The 14,200-nt window shown below is 57.0% G+C and carries 14 protein-coding genes and 1 tRNA gene; 7 read left to right on the top strand and 8 right to left on the bottom strand.

All coding sequences use genetic code 11. From position 1 onward, the window contains the following. Positions 1–219: 219 nt before the first annotated feature. From JW929_00450 to JW929_00425, 6 genes are all read right to left on the bottom strand, one after another. The gene (locus JW929_00450) at positions 220–864 is read right to left on the bottom strand and encodes a hypothetical protein (protein MBN1437852.1); all 645 of its coding nucleotides are present in this window, start codon (positions 862–864) and stop codon (positions 220–222) included. A 347-nt stretch (positions 865–1,211) separates the two neighbouring features. Then, positions 1,212–1,580, bottom strand: a complete 369-nt coding sequence (locus JW929_00445) for a hypothetical protein (protein ID MBN1437851.1) — start codon at positions 1,578–1,580, stop codon at positions 1,212–1,214. A gap of 84 nt (positions 1,581–1,664) precedes the next feature. Continuing rightward, positions 1,665–2,030, bottom strand: coding sequence for a hypothetical protein (locus JW929_00440; GenBank protein ID MBN1437850.1), 366 nt, complete (start codon positions 2,028–2,030; stop codon positions 1,665–1,667). A 261-nt stretch (positions 2,031–2,291) separates the two neighbouring features. Beyond that, a complete protein-coding gene (locus tag JW929_00435) occupies positions 2,292–3,872 on the bottom strand; it encodes a HAMP domain-containing histidine kinase (protein ID MBN1437849.1) in 1,581 nt (526 codons plus the stop codon). Next, positions 3,869–4,573, bottom strand: a complete 705-nt coding sequence (locus tag JW929_00430; GenBank protein ID MBN1437848.1) for a response regulator transcription factor — start codon at positions 4,571–4,573, stop codon at positions 3,869–3,871. The genes JW929_00435 and JW929_00430 overlap by 4 nt, the downstream gene beginning before the upstream one ends. Before the next feature lie 460 nt (positions 4,574–5,033). Further along, complete coding sequence (locus tag JW929_00425) at positions 5,034–5,258, bottom strand: hypothetical protein (GenBank protein MBN1437847.1); 225 nt, start codon at positions 5,256–5,258, stop codon at positions 5,034–5,036. Between the two features lie 96 nt (positions 5,259–5,354). Between JW929_00425 and JW929_00420 the strand changes: the two genes are divergently transcribed. From JW929_00420 to JW929_00390, 7 genes are all read left to right on the top strand, one after another. After that, entirely contained in the window at positions 5,355–6,029 is a 675-nt protein-coding gene (locus tag JW929_00420; protein ID MBN1437846.1) for a hypothetical protein, read from the top strand. 875 nt (positions 6,030–6,904) lie between these two features. Continuing rightward, positions 6,905–7,459, top strand: coding sequence for a hypothetical protein (locus JW929_00415; protein ID MBN1437845.1), 555 nt, complete (start codon positions 6,905–6,907; stop codon positions 7,457–7,459). Between the two features lie 132 nt (positions 7,460–7,591). Further along, positions 7,592–8,404, top strand: a complete 813-nt coding sequence (rsmI, locus tag JW929_00410; protein MBN1437844.1) for a 16S rRNA (cytidine(1402)-2'-O)-methyltransferase — start codon at positions 7,592–7,594, stop codon at positions 8,402–8,404. Between the two features lie 566 nt (positions 8,405–8,970). Beyond that, positions 8,971–10,035: a bifunctional phosphoglucose/phosphomannose isomerase gene (locus tag JW929_00405; protein MBN1437843.1), complete on the top strand. Its 1,065-nt coding sequence runs from the start codon at positions 8,971–8,973 to the stop codon at positions 10,033–10,035. Positions 10,036–10,160: 125 nt separating this feature from the next. Next, positions 10,161–10,247: transfer RNA gene (locus tag JW929_00400), tRNA-Ser, on the top strand. 48 nt (positions 10,248–10,295) lie between these two features. After that, on the top strand, positions 10,296–11,204 hold the full coding sequence (ftcD, locus tag JW929_00395) for a glutamate formimidoyltransferase (GenBank protein MBN1437842.1): 909 nt from the start codon (positions 10,296–10,298) through the stop codon (positions 11,202–11,204). Positions 11,205–11,265: 61 nt separating this feature from the next. After that, positions 11,266–12,213 (top strand): hypothetical protein, encoded by a 948-nt coding sequence (locus JW929_00390; GenBank protein MBN1437841.1) that lies wholly within the window; start codon positions 11,266–11,268, stop codon positions 12,211–12,213. A 98-nt stretch (positions 12,214–12,311) separates the two neighbouring features. Here JW929_00390 and JW929_00385 read toward each other — a convergent pair whose 3' ends face one another. Beyond that, positions 12,312–13,439, bottom strand: coding sequence for a PD40 domain-containing protein (locus JW929_00385; protein ID MBN1437840.1), 1,128 nt, complete (start codon positions 13,437–13,439; stop codon positions 12,312–12,314). 399 nt (positions 13,440–13,838) lie between these two features. Next, positions 13,839–14,150 (bottom strand): hypothetical protein, encoded by a 312-nt coding sequence (locus JW929_00380; protein MBN1437839.1) that lies wholly within the window; start codon positions 14,148–14,150, stop codon positions 13,839–13,841. Positions 14,151–14,200 lie beyond the last annotated feature (50 nt).

Genomic DNA, 14,200 nt, shown 5'->3' with positions numbered 1-14,200 from the left:
TTCCCCCTTCCTGTATGATTATTCGTTTTGATCTCCATCCCCCCCCACCTGGGTGCGAAATGAACCTTGCGCCCTGCCCGTTCCGGGTTTCAATTTTGCAATGGATTCACCATCAAATCAAGGGTTGGATGAAACCACAACCGTCTCACTCGCCTTGGGTGCCCTTGCGGATGTATCCCGAAGCAAAGCCGACTTGCTGGTGGAAAATGCCACACTGCGTCACCAAGTAATCGTTCTCCACCGATTAGTGAAACGGCCGCGGCTGACCCATAAGGACCGGATCGCCTTGTTCTTCTGGCTCGCTGCACCAAGTCCTGGGACCAGGCTCTTTACATTATTCAACCGGATACGCTCCTCCGCCGGCATCGCAATCTCTTTCGTCTTTTCCGGCGGCATATATCCAGGAATTGGCGGAAGAAACCGAGAATATCTCCAGAAACCATCGGCGTTCTTCGACAAATGGTTTGGGAAAATCGTCTTTGGGGCGCCGAGCGGATCCGGGGTGGGCTCCTCAAATTGGGCATCACATTGAGTAAACGAACCATTCAGAAATACATCCATAGAATGCGGAAGATCCCATATTCGAACCACAATTGGGGCACTTTCATCCGGAATCATGCCGGTGATATTTGGGCGCGCGATTTCACGACCGTATACGACTGGTTGTTTCGGCCCCTCTACATCTTTGTCATTATGAAACTTATAAGGCGCCGAATTATCCATGTCGCCGTCATCGATTCCCCCATCGACGAATGGACAACGCAGCAATTGCGGGAGGCCACTGCCTGGGGAGAAAAGCCGAAATATCTTCTTCGCTATCGTGACAGCAAGTCCGGAAACCGGTTCACCGGTATTGCTTTTCATACCGGAATCCTGGTGCGGAAGACGCCTTTTCGCGCCCCAAAAGCAAATGCATGTTCCAAGCGGTCAATGGGCGGTTTGAAGAGTGAATGTCTGGATCAATTGTATCTGCTCAGCCTCCCCCTCGTCCATCCTCACGCCGCCTTCCCTCGCCCCGATCGGGAAAGGTGCTCCGGACAGGAATGGGAGGATGGGATGAGGGGATGAATAATTGGGCGTTTTTTGGGGGGCGATTTTTTCAATACTTGCATCAGGCTGAGCAAATACAACGGTTAGTAAAAAACAGGAAGATGGACCGTAAACCAACGGTCCATCTTCCTGTTGCGGTTTATGGTTGCTTCCTTGCGGCTTCAATCCTTCATCGTGGATTTGCGCGGACGGCTGACCGCATGCACGATCACCAGCCCCAACCCGAGCAGGAACGGGATATACCCCAAGAGCATCCAGGGGCCCAGCCCCAGCGGGTACTCCCAATTAATCATGCCCAAGGGCAATAAACCCAGTATTAGCGCCAGCCCCACAGACGCGATCACGATCCCCCAGCTCAACGCGGGCGAGTCGTGATCACCGGATTTTTCCTCCGCCAAGGCAATGCCCTTGTTCACGGACTGGATGATCTCCTTGTGTCGGAGAATGCGGAAGATCACCGCCACGATGAAACCCAGCACCACGAAGGGCGAGAGACAGAATCCCACCGCCGCAAATTGTTCGCCAAACATTTTCACCTCCTGGTATTTTGATGGATTGCACAGCAATCCGGTGATTGACATCCGCCGCGTATCGTCCGCGGCTCCCGTGTGCGCCTATCCCCCGCCCCGCCGGTCCCGACGGTTCATCGCATGAACCGTCAGCAGACCAAGTGCGATGCAAACCGGCAGCGCGCCCAGCAGCATCCACGGCGTCAATCCAAGCGGATACAGCGGATTGGTCATTCCCGCCGGCCAGATTCCCAGCGCGATTCCCAGCCCGGCAAACAACAGCACCACCGCCCACCGCAACGGATCCGATCCCTTGGTCACGGAAGCGGCGTCCGCGGGGATGAGATCCTTCGATACGTACAGCATCTTCTCCCGATGCCGAAGCAGCTGCAACAACCCGGCGTATAGAAACATCGCCGAGCCGATCGGCATAAAGAAGATAATGTACGCCACCAACCAGCCATCATTCATGATCGCCTCCTATCCGGCACTTCATTTCCTGATCAGGCAAACAGCGCCTGCCTTCCCCCATCCTGAACACCACTCTAGCAGCCGAATGTATGGATTTCTTCCTTTTTGTTTCGCAGAATTGTCGCAGAGGTTCCTGCGGAAAGAGCCGTCCGTGCGGATCCGCAGGCTTTTACGCCCGGAAACGCGCAAACATCCCTCGGCGGGAATGCCGCGAGCAAACGCACGAAATCGATGAAGAAGGGGAGCCGCCCGGACGGGGAATTACGCTCGCGGCAGGAACAGCGTGAAGACGCTGCCCCTGCCCGGTTCGCTTTTAACCGCGACGGTACCGCCCATCGCTTCTGTGTATTCTTTAACGAGTGCCAGACCGATTCCGGCGCCGTTATCTTCGGCCTCGTGCCTGCCCCGGTAATACCGGTCCCAAATGTGCGGAAGCTCTTCCGGTTCTATCCCCCCGCCCGTATCCTTGACTTCAATGCGCAGGAAATCGGGTTCCGGGGACACACCGGCGACCACCAGTCCGCCGGGCGGCGTGTGCCGGATGGCATTCTGCAACAGGTTGGAAAGAACCTGCTCGAGCCGTGCGCGGTCCGCTACGGCCGGGGGAAGATCCGGGAGGATATCCGCGCCGACCGATACGCGGCCGGTCTGCCAAGCGAGGGGGGCAGCCGCTTCCACGCGCTGCCGGACCACTTCGCCGATCTGTATCGGTTGCGGATCGATCGTCAACCTGTCAACTTCCGCCTGGGAGACCGCAAACAATTCATCGATCAGGCCCTGAAGACGTATGATTTCACGGTCCATGGTCGCCAGAGTCTGCGCCGAGGCGGCGGACGGCGATCCGGATTTCTGTTCCGATTCCAGCATTGCGCGCAGGGTCGCCACCGGAGTGCGCAGGTCGTGGGAGATATCGACGATCAGTTCCTTGCGCGATTTCAGCAAGCCACTCACGCGGTCGCGTTCGGTTTTCAAATCCCTGAGTGTCCGTTCCAAATCCGATGCCATCGAATTGAAACCGGCCTGCAAGCGGGCCACCTCATCTTCGCCCGAAACCGTCACGCGCGCGTCGAGACGCCCCTGCCGCATTAAATCCGCGGCGCCGGCTAACTCGGTCAGCCGCTTGGTCGTACGGCGCGCGACCCAGAAGGAAAACACCGCCGCGAACGGGAGCAATCCGGCGATCAGGCAGAAAACCGAAACAAAGGAACCCATGAACAACGATACGAGCAGCTGCAAATTGGCGAATATCCAAATTCCCAACCCCGATTCGTTTCCCAGATTCGCGCTGGAAGAGTTGGTAAAAACCCCAAGGATTGCGATGAAGAACATAAAAATCGCCCCCCCGATCAGGGCCGTACTGAGAATGGCGTTGGTCAGCGAAAGAACCATATACCGGCGTTGATATCGGCTCCACAAACGGAGAAACCACACGCCCAGCCGGAGAATGAAATAACTCGGTCCGACAAAAAGCAGTGAAAAATAGAAGGACGTGATCGGGGCGCCTTCTTGAATGCGTCGCCAAATGTCCAGGGCGGCGCCTCCCGCGAAAGATACCGGTAAAACGACGCCCAGGATAACGGCCAACTGGACGAGGACAGGAAGCGCAATTTCACGCAGAGCCTTAATCATTCTTCTCCCCCCGATAAACCGGATCCGCAAGGCGCACCATATCGCACACAATGGGTTTAATAAGAGCAGGGCCACCGCCAGGGTCTCGCCGGAAAGATAAGGCGTCAGGAGAACCACGATGAGAATATACGCCAAGCTGCAGGCGACAACCTCCAGCATAGCCTGCCAGGAGCGCGCCGCTCCAAAAAACCGGACGGGGAAGAGGCGGTTCATTCCAGCGGTCTCAACCGGTATCCGACGCCCCAAACCGATTCGATCGCATCGGCCGGGCCGCCGATTTTCTTCCGCAGGCGGGAAACGGTATTATCCACGGAGCGGTCGCCCGGCACATGTTGTTCGCCCCACACCGAATCGATCAGATACTCGCGGCTGAACACCCGTCCGGGATTGCGCAGCATGAGGTGCAGCAATTTGAATTCCGTGCGGGTCAGGGCGAGGGTTTCGCCGCCGCAGTCCGCATGGAACCCGGCCGGAATCAGATGGAAGGGGCCGTATTGGATTTCGGTCTCGTCGTCGATCCGGTCGGCGTGGATCAGGGACTGGATCCGTTGGACGCGCCGCAACAGCGCTCGCACCCGTGCAATCAGCTCGCGCATTCCGAAAGGCTTGGTGAGGTAGTCGTCGGCGCCGAGCTCCAACCCGACCACGCGGTCGGTCTCCTCGCTGCGCGCCGTCAGCATCAGCACCGGCACGGCGCAATCCGGATCCTGCCGGATCCGCCGCAGCACTTCCAATCCGTCGAGGCCGGGCAGCATCCAATCCAAGATGACCAGGTCCGGCTTCGAGGCACCGAATAGCTGCAATGCCGCCACACCGTCGGCCGCGCGGAGAACCCGGTAGCCCTCCGCCGATAGCTCCCGCGCCACCCTATCGGCCAACTCGATCGCATCTTCCACCAGCAAAATATCCGCCATGTGGAAAATTATACTGGAATGGATTGCCTTTCGCGGAGTTATTACACTTTTGAGACAATCTGCACCGGCCGCATCCAGCAAACGCTGCGGCCCTTCCCCGCTTATCGGTTTTGCCCATTCCTCTGAAAGGGAATGTCTGCCGCCGAGTCGGCGGGTTTTCCCCGGTCACCTGTGCGCGCACCACGGGATCCGGAAATCCTCCATCGCGCCATGAGAATTCGACTTCCGCGTTTATCCCCCAGAGTCAAGATCCTTAGGGAGATAGTCTGGGAAGCCCCTACTCCGGCCTCATTGGAAAACACATCGAGGCGGAATGGCTTTTTCAAAAAAGGAACTACCGCGCAGCAAGCTGCGCGGTATTCAGCGGGAGGATTCAATAATATTGGTTTACGGCTGTGTTACTTCTTCCCATTTTGTAACTAAAACATTCCTGTAAAATGTCTCACGCTGTCGCAGATATTCAATAAAAGTGGCCATTTTTTTTCACTTTTGGCCGGGTTTCCTCGAAAAAGACATCCTTCTGATGCCCAAGCCAGTCATAGCAGACGTTAATACTGGCGGTATCCAATTGGCTATGTTCGGTGGTTAACGTTTGAATTAACCGGGTAATATCTTCCGCGATCCGATCCGCCTCATGGGGATGAAAGGTGACTTGCCGGTAGACGGGCGCCTTGTTATTGGTCATGGCTTCCCCCTCCGAAGATAATATTGCCGATTATTATAAATCATGATAATATTACTGTCAATATTTTACTTATCCCCTCCTTCAAGGAGGGGGAAAATGACCGACTGGATAAAAGTCAACACTGAACTCCTCAGATCATATGCCGGCGGCTATGAAAACCATTCAAAAACCATCGGCGGTTCCGGTGAAAAAACCAAAAACTCGTTGATAATGGTTGCGAGCGCCATGCCGGAATTCGATGGGAAGTTACAAAAAGCCGCCCGAAACGATGCCGAGGAAATTTACAAGCAATGTAATAATTTATCTTCGGGCTTTAAGGACGATTCGGATCTATTAATTAGAATTTTAAAAGCCTTTGAAGATGTTGATGGGCAAACAGTAAATATCTTTGAGGATTGTAGCACGACATGTAGTGAAGCCTGTAAAGCTGACTCTGCAGATTTATCCAGCCCAACAAAATATTATTGGAGGAGAGTCGGAGAGCCTTATTTATATTATGGTCCTTGGACCGATGGCCCAAGCAAAGGAGGGGCGAATCTACATATTGACTACGATTTTAATCAGATATTCTCCGCCGGGCCAATAAGCATTGAAGCTGATTTAGGATTACCAAAAGGAGAACTCGATTGGGGAAAATTTGAAGCCAGACAAGTGGCCTGGGCCCAAAAAGAAGAATATGTGGAGGATATGTGCGGGTTCATTACCGTGTTGGATACTAGGGAAACCGCGGAGGGAACTCCATGGGTCGAGACGAGATATGTCGCCCCATAAATATATATTTGTTTGCGCCGGGATGGAATATTTCCATGCCAAATGTTTCCTTAACTGAGGATCCTTTCTTTCCTGTTTATTCAAACCAATCTATATATTCTCATGCAGAAATCATTGGAAGGAATGAACGGTGAATAATGAACCGAAAGTGTTTTCCATTTTTTAATACCCTACTTTTTATCACGACTATCTTGTTAATCGTCGGTCTGCTTACCGGCCCCTGGCTTGTGAAGGTGTCCGAGATCGTCCTGGGGCAATCGCTGGTTTCACTGCATCAATGGGAAGTTCCACTTTTTGAGATGTCCTATGCTTTGTGCTTATCATTTTGCTCTGTATGCGCGGGATGGATTCTGTTCTTATATTCAAAGACATTCCACCCCAAACATCATTTATTTCCCTTCGTTATTTTTCTATTAATTATATTATTTATTGCAAGTATCATATACGCCTTTCGCCTTCTTTTGTTTAAAGTACAGGTTCGTTACTTTGATGAATTATGGACATTTGAAATAAGCATTAATGCCCTGTATGGATTATTGCGCTGGAGTGTCGGAGCGGTAGTCGTTCTTACGGCGGTTTTTTCATTGCTGTTTGTGTTTTTTCGGAAACTAAAAGACTCATGGAAGCCCGGACAATTTTCAACTGAAGATATGCACTAAACGGGGAAGTTGCTCGCGCATTGCGTCATCCGCACGCCGACGATCTCGTACCACGAGCATAACCAACTGGCGCGGGTGGAGGATTTTTTCATGCATCTGGTACAAAGCAAAACACGTCACCGACGCCGTCACTCCTTCCAATATAAATTAAAATGACAAGGGATGATATTATTCCGTATCAGAATATATCCAATGATTTCTCCAAGGATAACCGCCATGCCGGCACTTTTGAAAGTGTATTGCATCCACAGTGAGTTTATCGGAGGCTTTGGGATAAACCCGCTTGTCGATCTGTTCGGTATATTTTCAATCTTTATTGATAACCAAAAAGCAGGCGATATCGTCTCTGACCTTACAAAAACATTCCCCCTGCAAAGCGGACCTCATCAGATCTCATTGCGCGGACTTGTGAACCAGTCCTCTTTGCCCGTCAACCTGGATGCCAAGGACGGTTTGACATACTCGATGGTGTGCGGCATTACCCGAAAAGGGAGATTATTTATCGAGCAGGAGTCCTCCCCATCCGCCGCCGATCGTTCCGATGGAGAATATTCGTACCAGAAACCCGGCAGCTTGTTGAGAGCGTCGGCTCGGCTTTTCTTCTTGGTGATCAGTGGTATTTTATCGATGGTTATCTTTACTATCCTAGCCCCGTTTTTACACGTCGAAGGATGGCTATGGATTCCCTTCCTCTTCGCCTGCGCCTTGGTCATGGTTCTGATCTTGCTCTTCCTATCTTGGATCGCCAGAAAAGCAAGCCATAAACCGTAAGAGTGAACGGGGGGCGGCCGGAAAATTTTCTGCAGGGCGGTATCTGGTGGAGAGACAACAATCATCCCCTTTTCCGTTCCCCTTTCTTTACCATCGCCCCGGACAAGCGATCTATGTTAAAATCCCGCCGCCATGGGAACGCTGTTTCTGGTTGCCACGCCGATCGGCAATCTGGAGGACGTCTCCGCCCGCGCGTTGCGCGTCCTGCGCGAGGCGGGCTGCATCGCCGCCGAGGATACGCGCCAAACGGCGAAACTGCTCGCCCATTACGGCATCCGCACGCCGAGGATCTCCTACCACGAGCACAACAAACTGGCGCGGATGGAGGAGATCCTCGCCCGGCTGGCGGAAGGCGACGTGGCGCTGGTCAGCGACGCCGGGACGCCCGGGCTGAACGATCCGGGCTACGAGCTGGTGCTCGCCGCCCTGGATGCCGGGTATAAAGTAACTCCCATTCCCGGGCCGTGCGCCCCGGTCGCCGCGCTGACCGCCTCGGGCCTGCCGACCGACTCCTTCATCTACTTGGGCTACCTGCCCCGGAAATCCGCCCAACGCCGGGCTCTGCTTGCCGGGTTCGCCGGGGAGCGCCGGACTCTGGTCGCCCTCGAGGCGCCGCACCGGTTGGTGGAATCGCTGGAGGATATCCTCGCCGCCCTCGGCTCGCGCCGCCTGGCCGTCGCCCGCGAGTTGACCAAGGTGCACGAGGAATTCGTGCGCGGCACGGCGCCGGATGTGCTGGCGCACTTCCGCGCCCATCCGCTCCTCGGAGAGATCACGCTGGTGATCGGCGGCGCGGAGGAGGCGCAAAAATGGACGGAAGCGGACGTCCGCACGGCGTTGCAGCGCGCAGCAAAGCGCGGCCGGCCGGCCGGAGAACTGGCGGAAGAGATCGCCAACCAAAGCGGCTGGAACAAGCGGGATGTGTATAGGTTGATTCACTCCTAATCCGCTCCCCCTCCTTTGTCCTCCCCCGTTTGCTGCGCAACCGGGGGAGGATGCCGGACGCCTTTGTCTCCCCCGTTTGCTGCGCAAACGGGGGAGGATGTCGGACGCCTTCGTCCTTTCCGTTTGATGCGCAACCGGGGGTGGATGTCGTACGCCTTCGTCTCCCTCGCCTGCCGCGTAACCGGGGTAGGATGTCGGACGCCTTTATCTCCCCCGTTTGCCTTGCAATCGGGGGAGGATGCCGCAGAGGGTTCTTTTTCTCCAAGATCGGTCTACAAAGGTAGAGAGGGCGTTGTGATCGATACCCGGCAGTCGTTGGATCGTCATCCCGGCGTGGCTCCCCCGCGCCCGCCCTCGCGAAGCGTGGGAAGCGGGGTTCCAAGCCGGGATCCAGGGGTTTTGCAACCGGATCCCTCTTGGAACACACCGCTTCATGATCATCCCGATCCCCCTTTTCCACTAACCGGATATTTCACGGGGCGGACGCGAGTCAGACAATCCGGTGTATACTCTTGACTCTTTTCAAACGGCGAAAGAATAGTAGGGGGAAAAAATTGAGAGGACTCATGATCCTAGACGACTTGCAGACCATGAAGAAAATCGACGCGCAAGACATGCTCGGCGCGATCGACCGCCTGCCGGACCAGCTCGAGGAAGCCTGGCAGGCCGGGCAATCCTTCCCGCTCCCGGATTCTTACAAGAAGGTCCGGCGGGTTCTGATCACCGGCATGGGCGGCTCGGCCATCGGCGGCTCTCTGCTCTCCGCCTACGTTGCGCCGCTTTCCGGAGCGTCGGTCACGGTCTGGCGCGATTATTCCCTTCCGGCCTGGGCCAAGGGCCCGGAGACGCTGGTGATCGCTTCCTCCTATTCCGGAAACACCGAGGAGACCCTCTCAGCCTATCAATCCGCGCGGGAGAACAAATGCGCGTTGCTGGCTATGACTACCGGCGGCAAGCTGGCGGCGGAGGCGGAAAAGGACGGAGTTCCGCTGTGGAAATTCTCCTACCGCGGCCAACCGCGCAGCGCGGTCGGATACACCTTCGCACTGCCCTGCGCGGCGGCCGTCCGGCTCGGGCTGATCCCGGATCCGGCGGCGGATGTTGCCGCCGCCGCGGCGGCGATGCGGAACCAGCAGAAAAGCATCGCCGCGGGGATGCCCAGCGCAGAAAATCCCGCAAAGCAGCTGGCCGCCAAATGGCCCGGCAAGTCGGTGATCGTTTTCGGCGCGGACTATCTGGCGCCGGTCGCCCGCCGTTGGAAAGGGCAGGTTTCCGAGGTGGCCAAAGCCTGGAGTCAGTTCGAAGAACTGCCCGAGCTCGATCACAACACCGTCGCGGGCACGGTCCAGCCGGGGGAAGTGATCGAGCGGTCGTTCGCGGTGTTCCTGCGGTCGACCTGCAACCACCCGCGCAACGTCCGGCGGATCGAAATCACCCGCGGCCTGTTCGCCCGCCAGGGATGGCAGACCGAGGTGATCGAGGGTTCCGGCGGCGGGCCGCTCTCGCAAATGTACACCTGCCTGCACTTCGGCGATTACGCCGCCCTCTATCTGGCTTTCCTCTACAACACCGATCCGAGTCCCGTGGCGGTGATCGAGGACCTGAAGAAGATGCTGTTGACCCCGCCCTAACCCTCCCCAAAATGGGAAAAAGGAACCACGGGATACGGGTTTTCCGCCTTTCCCATTTTGGGGAGGGCAGGTGAGGGGGTGGTATAATCCCCGCGCGCCGACGGAGACCCCGGCGCGCAACACCTGGAGAGGTTGCATAGTCCGGTCTAATGCGCGCGCTTGGAGAGCGCGTGAGCTGAAAGGCTCCGTGGGTTCAAATCCCACCCTCTCCGCCTGAGGCACCGCCGTCCGCGGTGCTTTTTCCTTCCCGGGAGGATCCGTTGGCGGGACCGTTGGTCGAATGCGTTCCGAACTTTTCCGAAGGCTGCGACGGGGCAACGATCGGCGCGATCCTCTCCGCCGCACGCGCCGTCCCCGGCGCCTGCCTGCTCGATTCCTCCGGCGACCGCGACCACAACCGGACCGTCGTCACCCTGGCCGGGGATCCCGCGGCAATGCTGGAAGCCGCTTTTGCGGCCGTCCGGCGCGCCGCGGAAAGGATCGACCTCCGCCGGCACACGGGCGTTCATCCGCGGATCGGCGCCGCCGACGTCGTCCCGTTCATCCCCTTGCAGGGCGCCTCCATGGAAGATTGCGCCGAGCTCGCCCGCGCGCTCGGCCGCCGGATCGGCGACGAACTGGAAATCCCCGTCTACCTTTACGGCGAAGCCGCCGCCCGGCCCGAGCGCAAAAACCTCTCGGCGATCCGCCGGGGAGGGTATGAAGGACTCGCCGCCGCGATCGGTTCCGATCCCGCCCGGCGGCCGGATTTCGGCCCCGCCCGGCTCGGACCGGCCGGCGCGGCCGCCGTCGGCGCGCGCGGCCCGCTGATAGCCTTCAACGTGTATCTGAAAACCGGCGATGTGGAGATCGCCCGCGCCGTCGCCGAAAAAATCCGCGCCTCCTCCGGCGGCCTTCCGGCGCTCAAGGCGCTCGGCTTGCCGGTCGGCGGGTTGGCCCAAGTTTCCATGAACCTGACCGATTACCGCCGGACATCCGTCCGGCAAGCCTTCGAAGCCGTCCGCGCCGAAGCCGCGTCCCTCGGCGCGGAGATCGAGAAGTCCGAGTTGGTCGGCCTGATTCCCCACGAGGCGGCCGCCGGATGGGATCCGGAAAATCTCCGGTTGACGGATTTTTCCGACAGCCGGATCCTCGAGGTCCGGTTGCGGGAAGTCGGGCTGCTGAGCTGACCCCTCGCCTCCCGCCCCACCGTCCCTTCCCATGGGAGAAGGGAAGGCGGGAAAGATTGGAATGGTTTCCGAATCATCGATGTCCAGCCGGAAGGTAAATCCCCATCCATCCTCCCCCCTGCAATCCATATCCCCGCATTCCTCCGGATCCAAAGGCGGCTGGAAGGACGGGCTCAAACGGAATCCTTTCCGTTCGAAGAAACCGCTCGGCCTTCCCACCCGCGGCAAAACCTCCGCCAACCGCCTGCGGCCGACTGATGCGTATCTGTCGCTGTGCCACGCCGAATTCATCCGCTCCCTTTCCGCCTTGTATGTTGATGTGGGCTACGGGGAAACGCCGCAGACGACACTCGAATCCGCAGCCCGTCTGCGGCGCTTGAATCCGAATCTTCGGTTCCTCGGCGTGGAAATCGATCCGGCGCGGGTGGCCGCCGCACGGGAGGCGTCCGGGCCGGGGATCGAATTCCGGCTGGGGGGATTTAATCTGCCGCTCCGCGAAGGGGAACGCGCGGCGGTGATCCGGGCGATGAACGTCCTCCGCCAGTATCCGGAGGCGGAATATTCCTCCTCATTGGAAACGCTGACGGGATATTTATGCGACGGGGGGTTTTTGCTGGAAGGAACCAGCGATCCGTTGGGGCGGATGATGGTCTTTCATCTGTATCGCCGCGCCCGGACCGCGACCACGCACGACAGCCTGATCTTCTATGTCCGTTTGCAGCACCCCTTTTCTCCGCGCGGCTGGCAGGCGGTCCTGCCGAAAGACCTGATCCACCGCGCCGGACCCGGGAGTTCGCTGGATAAGTTCTTCGACGATTGGGAAACCTCCTGGCGGCGGGCCTTGCGGCAAAGCCCGGCGGATGCGCGGCATGGGTTCGTCCTGGCCGCCGGGTTCCTGGCTTCCGAGTACGGGCATCCGGTGGATCGGCGGACGGCCCTTCTGCGGCGCGGCTTCCTGCGCCTGACCGCCAACCCTTGGGAACCCTTGGGAACCCTAAGGGTTGTCTAAACTCCCGCCGCCGCACGGATGAATCAAGATTGTGCGGTCGTGAAACGCGTTTTCGGAAGAATGAAGCGACGAGGCCCCGGTTGTGGCACCAGGAAAGGTCAGGGTAGGCAAGGGGCATTCGACGGATTTCGCGTTAATTGGATTTCCCCGGTCCCATCCGCGTTAATGACATAGATGTTAAGGAAACCGTTCCTCTTCGAAGTAAACGCGATTCGCGTCCCGTCCGGCGACCACACGGGCGAGGAATCCTCGTATCGATTGTCCGTCAGCCGCACAAGACCGCTGCCATCCGGGTTAACGATGTAAATTTCCGGATTGCCGTCGCGTTCGGATACCAAGACTATCCTCGAGCCATCCGGCGACCACTTCGCACGCCAATCGGTGGCCGGAGCATCGATGAGAAGCTTTACATCCGTCCCATCGGATTTCATCGTGTATGTTTTGGGATAACCGCACCCTGAGGAAATGCCGCATTTGCTTTCCGGTGTAGGTCCCCCCATGTATCCGCCGCGCCGGGACAGGAAAGCTATTCGCGTCCCATCCGGTGACCATGATGGGGACCAATCGTCGGAAAACTCGTCGGTCAGCCGTTTTGGCGAATTTCCATCCGATTGTACTTTGTATATTTCTAAATTACCAAATATATTGGTCACATAGGCGATGAACATCCCATCCGGCGACCAACTGAGATCATTGTAGATTGTGCCGGTAATGTAGGGATATTCTTTTGTGTTGGCGCCGTCACTGGTCATGATTTGCAGGACGAGTTCGGTTGACCAAAAGGCCAGGCGAGTCCCATCCGGCGACCAAGCGGGTGCCGCCATGGGGGTGCTATCGTTAACACACGTCGGGGAATTTTCATCGTCGTCAAAAACAGCGATAAAGCATCCGGATGATCGACCGCCGGCAAATGCCAAGCGGCGCCCGTCCGGCAACCATCCCAGATTGACAGTATCCACAAAATCGCCGTTTGCCTTTTCTTCACTACCATTTTCATCGATGATATAAACATCATCGGGCGGGAAGGGCCAAAGGGGGATTGGGCTGAAGTAGTCAGCCCGCGTATAAGCGATCCGCTCTCCAGGCGACCAGGAAAGGTCAAAGTATCCCAATTCCCGACACGCCACGACGGATCGGATTCCCAGGCAGGCACCCAAACTCATCAGCACAACAACAAGGATTAGGCCGCCCTTTACCCATATGTTGTTTCCATTGCGTTTATTCATTGTCATATGTATCTCCAAATAATGGCTTAATCGGAAGTCTGGAAGCGTGGGGGAAGAATTTTCACCACTGTTCGGTCCGGTTTCGTGGCAATTTACTAGTGTCCGACGGAAAATGCAAAATCGATCCGGTTAGGAAGTGAAAAAAGATTACCTAATAATATCACCGAAAAGTAAAATTCCCGGTTTTATTGTTTTCGCAAGCATCGGGATGCAATGGAAGGCCATACTCACGCTCCCGCGGGACCCACCCGCCCAATCCTCGCTGTTTACATTGAATTCCTGAAAATCGGGCGGAATTTTCACGACCCTTAGGGTTTCGCCAACCCTTGGGAACCCTTAGGGTCCCCAAGGGAAACCAAAAGCGGCTCTGGGAGCCGCTTTGTCTCATACCGCGCCCGATCAGCGCTTTACTTTCCGGGCCGATTTGGCCTTCCGTTCCCGGAGCATTTCCCTTTCCATCTTTTTCCGGAATTTCACCGCGGCGGCGATCGCCGCCTTCTTCGAGGGGAACAGATGGATGTAGAACCGCTTGTTGTGCACTTTCCCCTTCAGCTTGTAATAGACGCTCACCACCGGCATGACCGTCCGGCCTTTGTTGCCCTTGGTGTAGGTTACGCTGACGCCGTTATACCCGGTTCGGTTGTTGCGCTGGGGTCCGGCGCGGAAAGGCGCGCGGTTCCGGCGGGGCTTGGCAGGGGTTTTCGTTTTCATCATTCACCTCGTTGGTTGAATCCCTTTTTTGTTTTTCGAGAATCCATTCC

This window comes from Anaerolineales bacterium (assembly GCA_016928575.1).
Classification (GTDB): domain Bacteria; phylum Chloroflexota; class Anaerolineae; order Anaerolineales; family RBG-16-64-43; genus JAFGKK01.
Note: the sequence above shows the minus strand (reverse complement) of the source record. Positions and strands in the feature narration are given on the sequence as shown.

Excerpts from the sequence above, each read along its gene's own strand:
- JW929_00450 (MBN1437852.1), bottom strand. The coding sequence starts at position 864 with ATGAAAAGCAATACCGGTGAACCGGTTTCCGGACTTGCTGTCACGATA.
- JW929_00445 (MBN1437851.1), bottom strand. The coding sequence starts at position 1,580 with ATGTTTGGCGAACAATTTGCGGCGGTGGGATTCTGTCTCTCGCCCTTC.
- JW929_00440 (MBN1437850.1), bottom strand. The coding sequence starts at position 2,030 with ATGAATGATGGCTGGTTGGTGGCGTACATTATCTTCTTTATGCCGATC.
- JW929_00435 (MBN1437849.1), bottom strand. The coding sequence starts at position 3,872 with ATGAACCGCCTCTTCCCCGTCCGGTTTTTTGGAGCGGCGCGCTCCTGG.
- JW929_00430 (MBN1437848.1), bottom strand. The coding sequence starts at position 4,573 with ATGGCGGATATTTTGCTGGTGGAAGATGCGATCGAGTTGGCCGATAGG.
- JW929_00425 (MBN1437847.1), bottom strand. The coding sequence starts at position 5,258 with ATGACCAATAACAAGGCGCCCGTCTACCGGCAAGTCACCTTTCATCCC.
- JW929_00420 (MBN1437846.1), top strand. The coding sequence starts at position 5,355 with ATGACCGACTGGATAAAAGTCAACACTGAACTCCTCAGATCATATGCC.
- JW929_00415 (MBN1437845.1), top strand. The coding sequence starts at position 6,905 with ATGCCGGCACTTTTGAAAGTGTATTGCATCCACAGTGAGTTTATCGGA.
- rsmI (MBN1437844.1), top strand. The coding sequence starts at position 7,592 with ATGGGAACGCTGTTTCTGGTTGCCACGCCGATCGGCAATCTGGAGGAC.
- JW929_00405 (MBN1437843.1), top strand. The coding sequence starts at position 8,971 with ATGATCCTAGACGACTTGCAGACCATGAAGAAAATCGACGCGCAAGAC.
- JW929_00390 (MBN1437841.1), top strand. The coding sequence starts at position 11,266 with ATGGTTTCCGAATCATCGATGTCCAGCCGGAAGGTAAATCCCCATCCA.
- JW929_00385 (MBN1437840.1), bottom strand. The coding sequence starts at position 13,439 with ATGAATAAACGCAATGGAAACAACATATGGGTAAAGGGCGGCCTAATC.
- JW929_00380 (MBN1437839.1), bottom strand. The coding sequence starts at position 14,150 with ATGAAAACGAAAACCCCTGCCAAGCCCCGCCGGAACCGCGCGCCTTTC.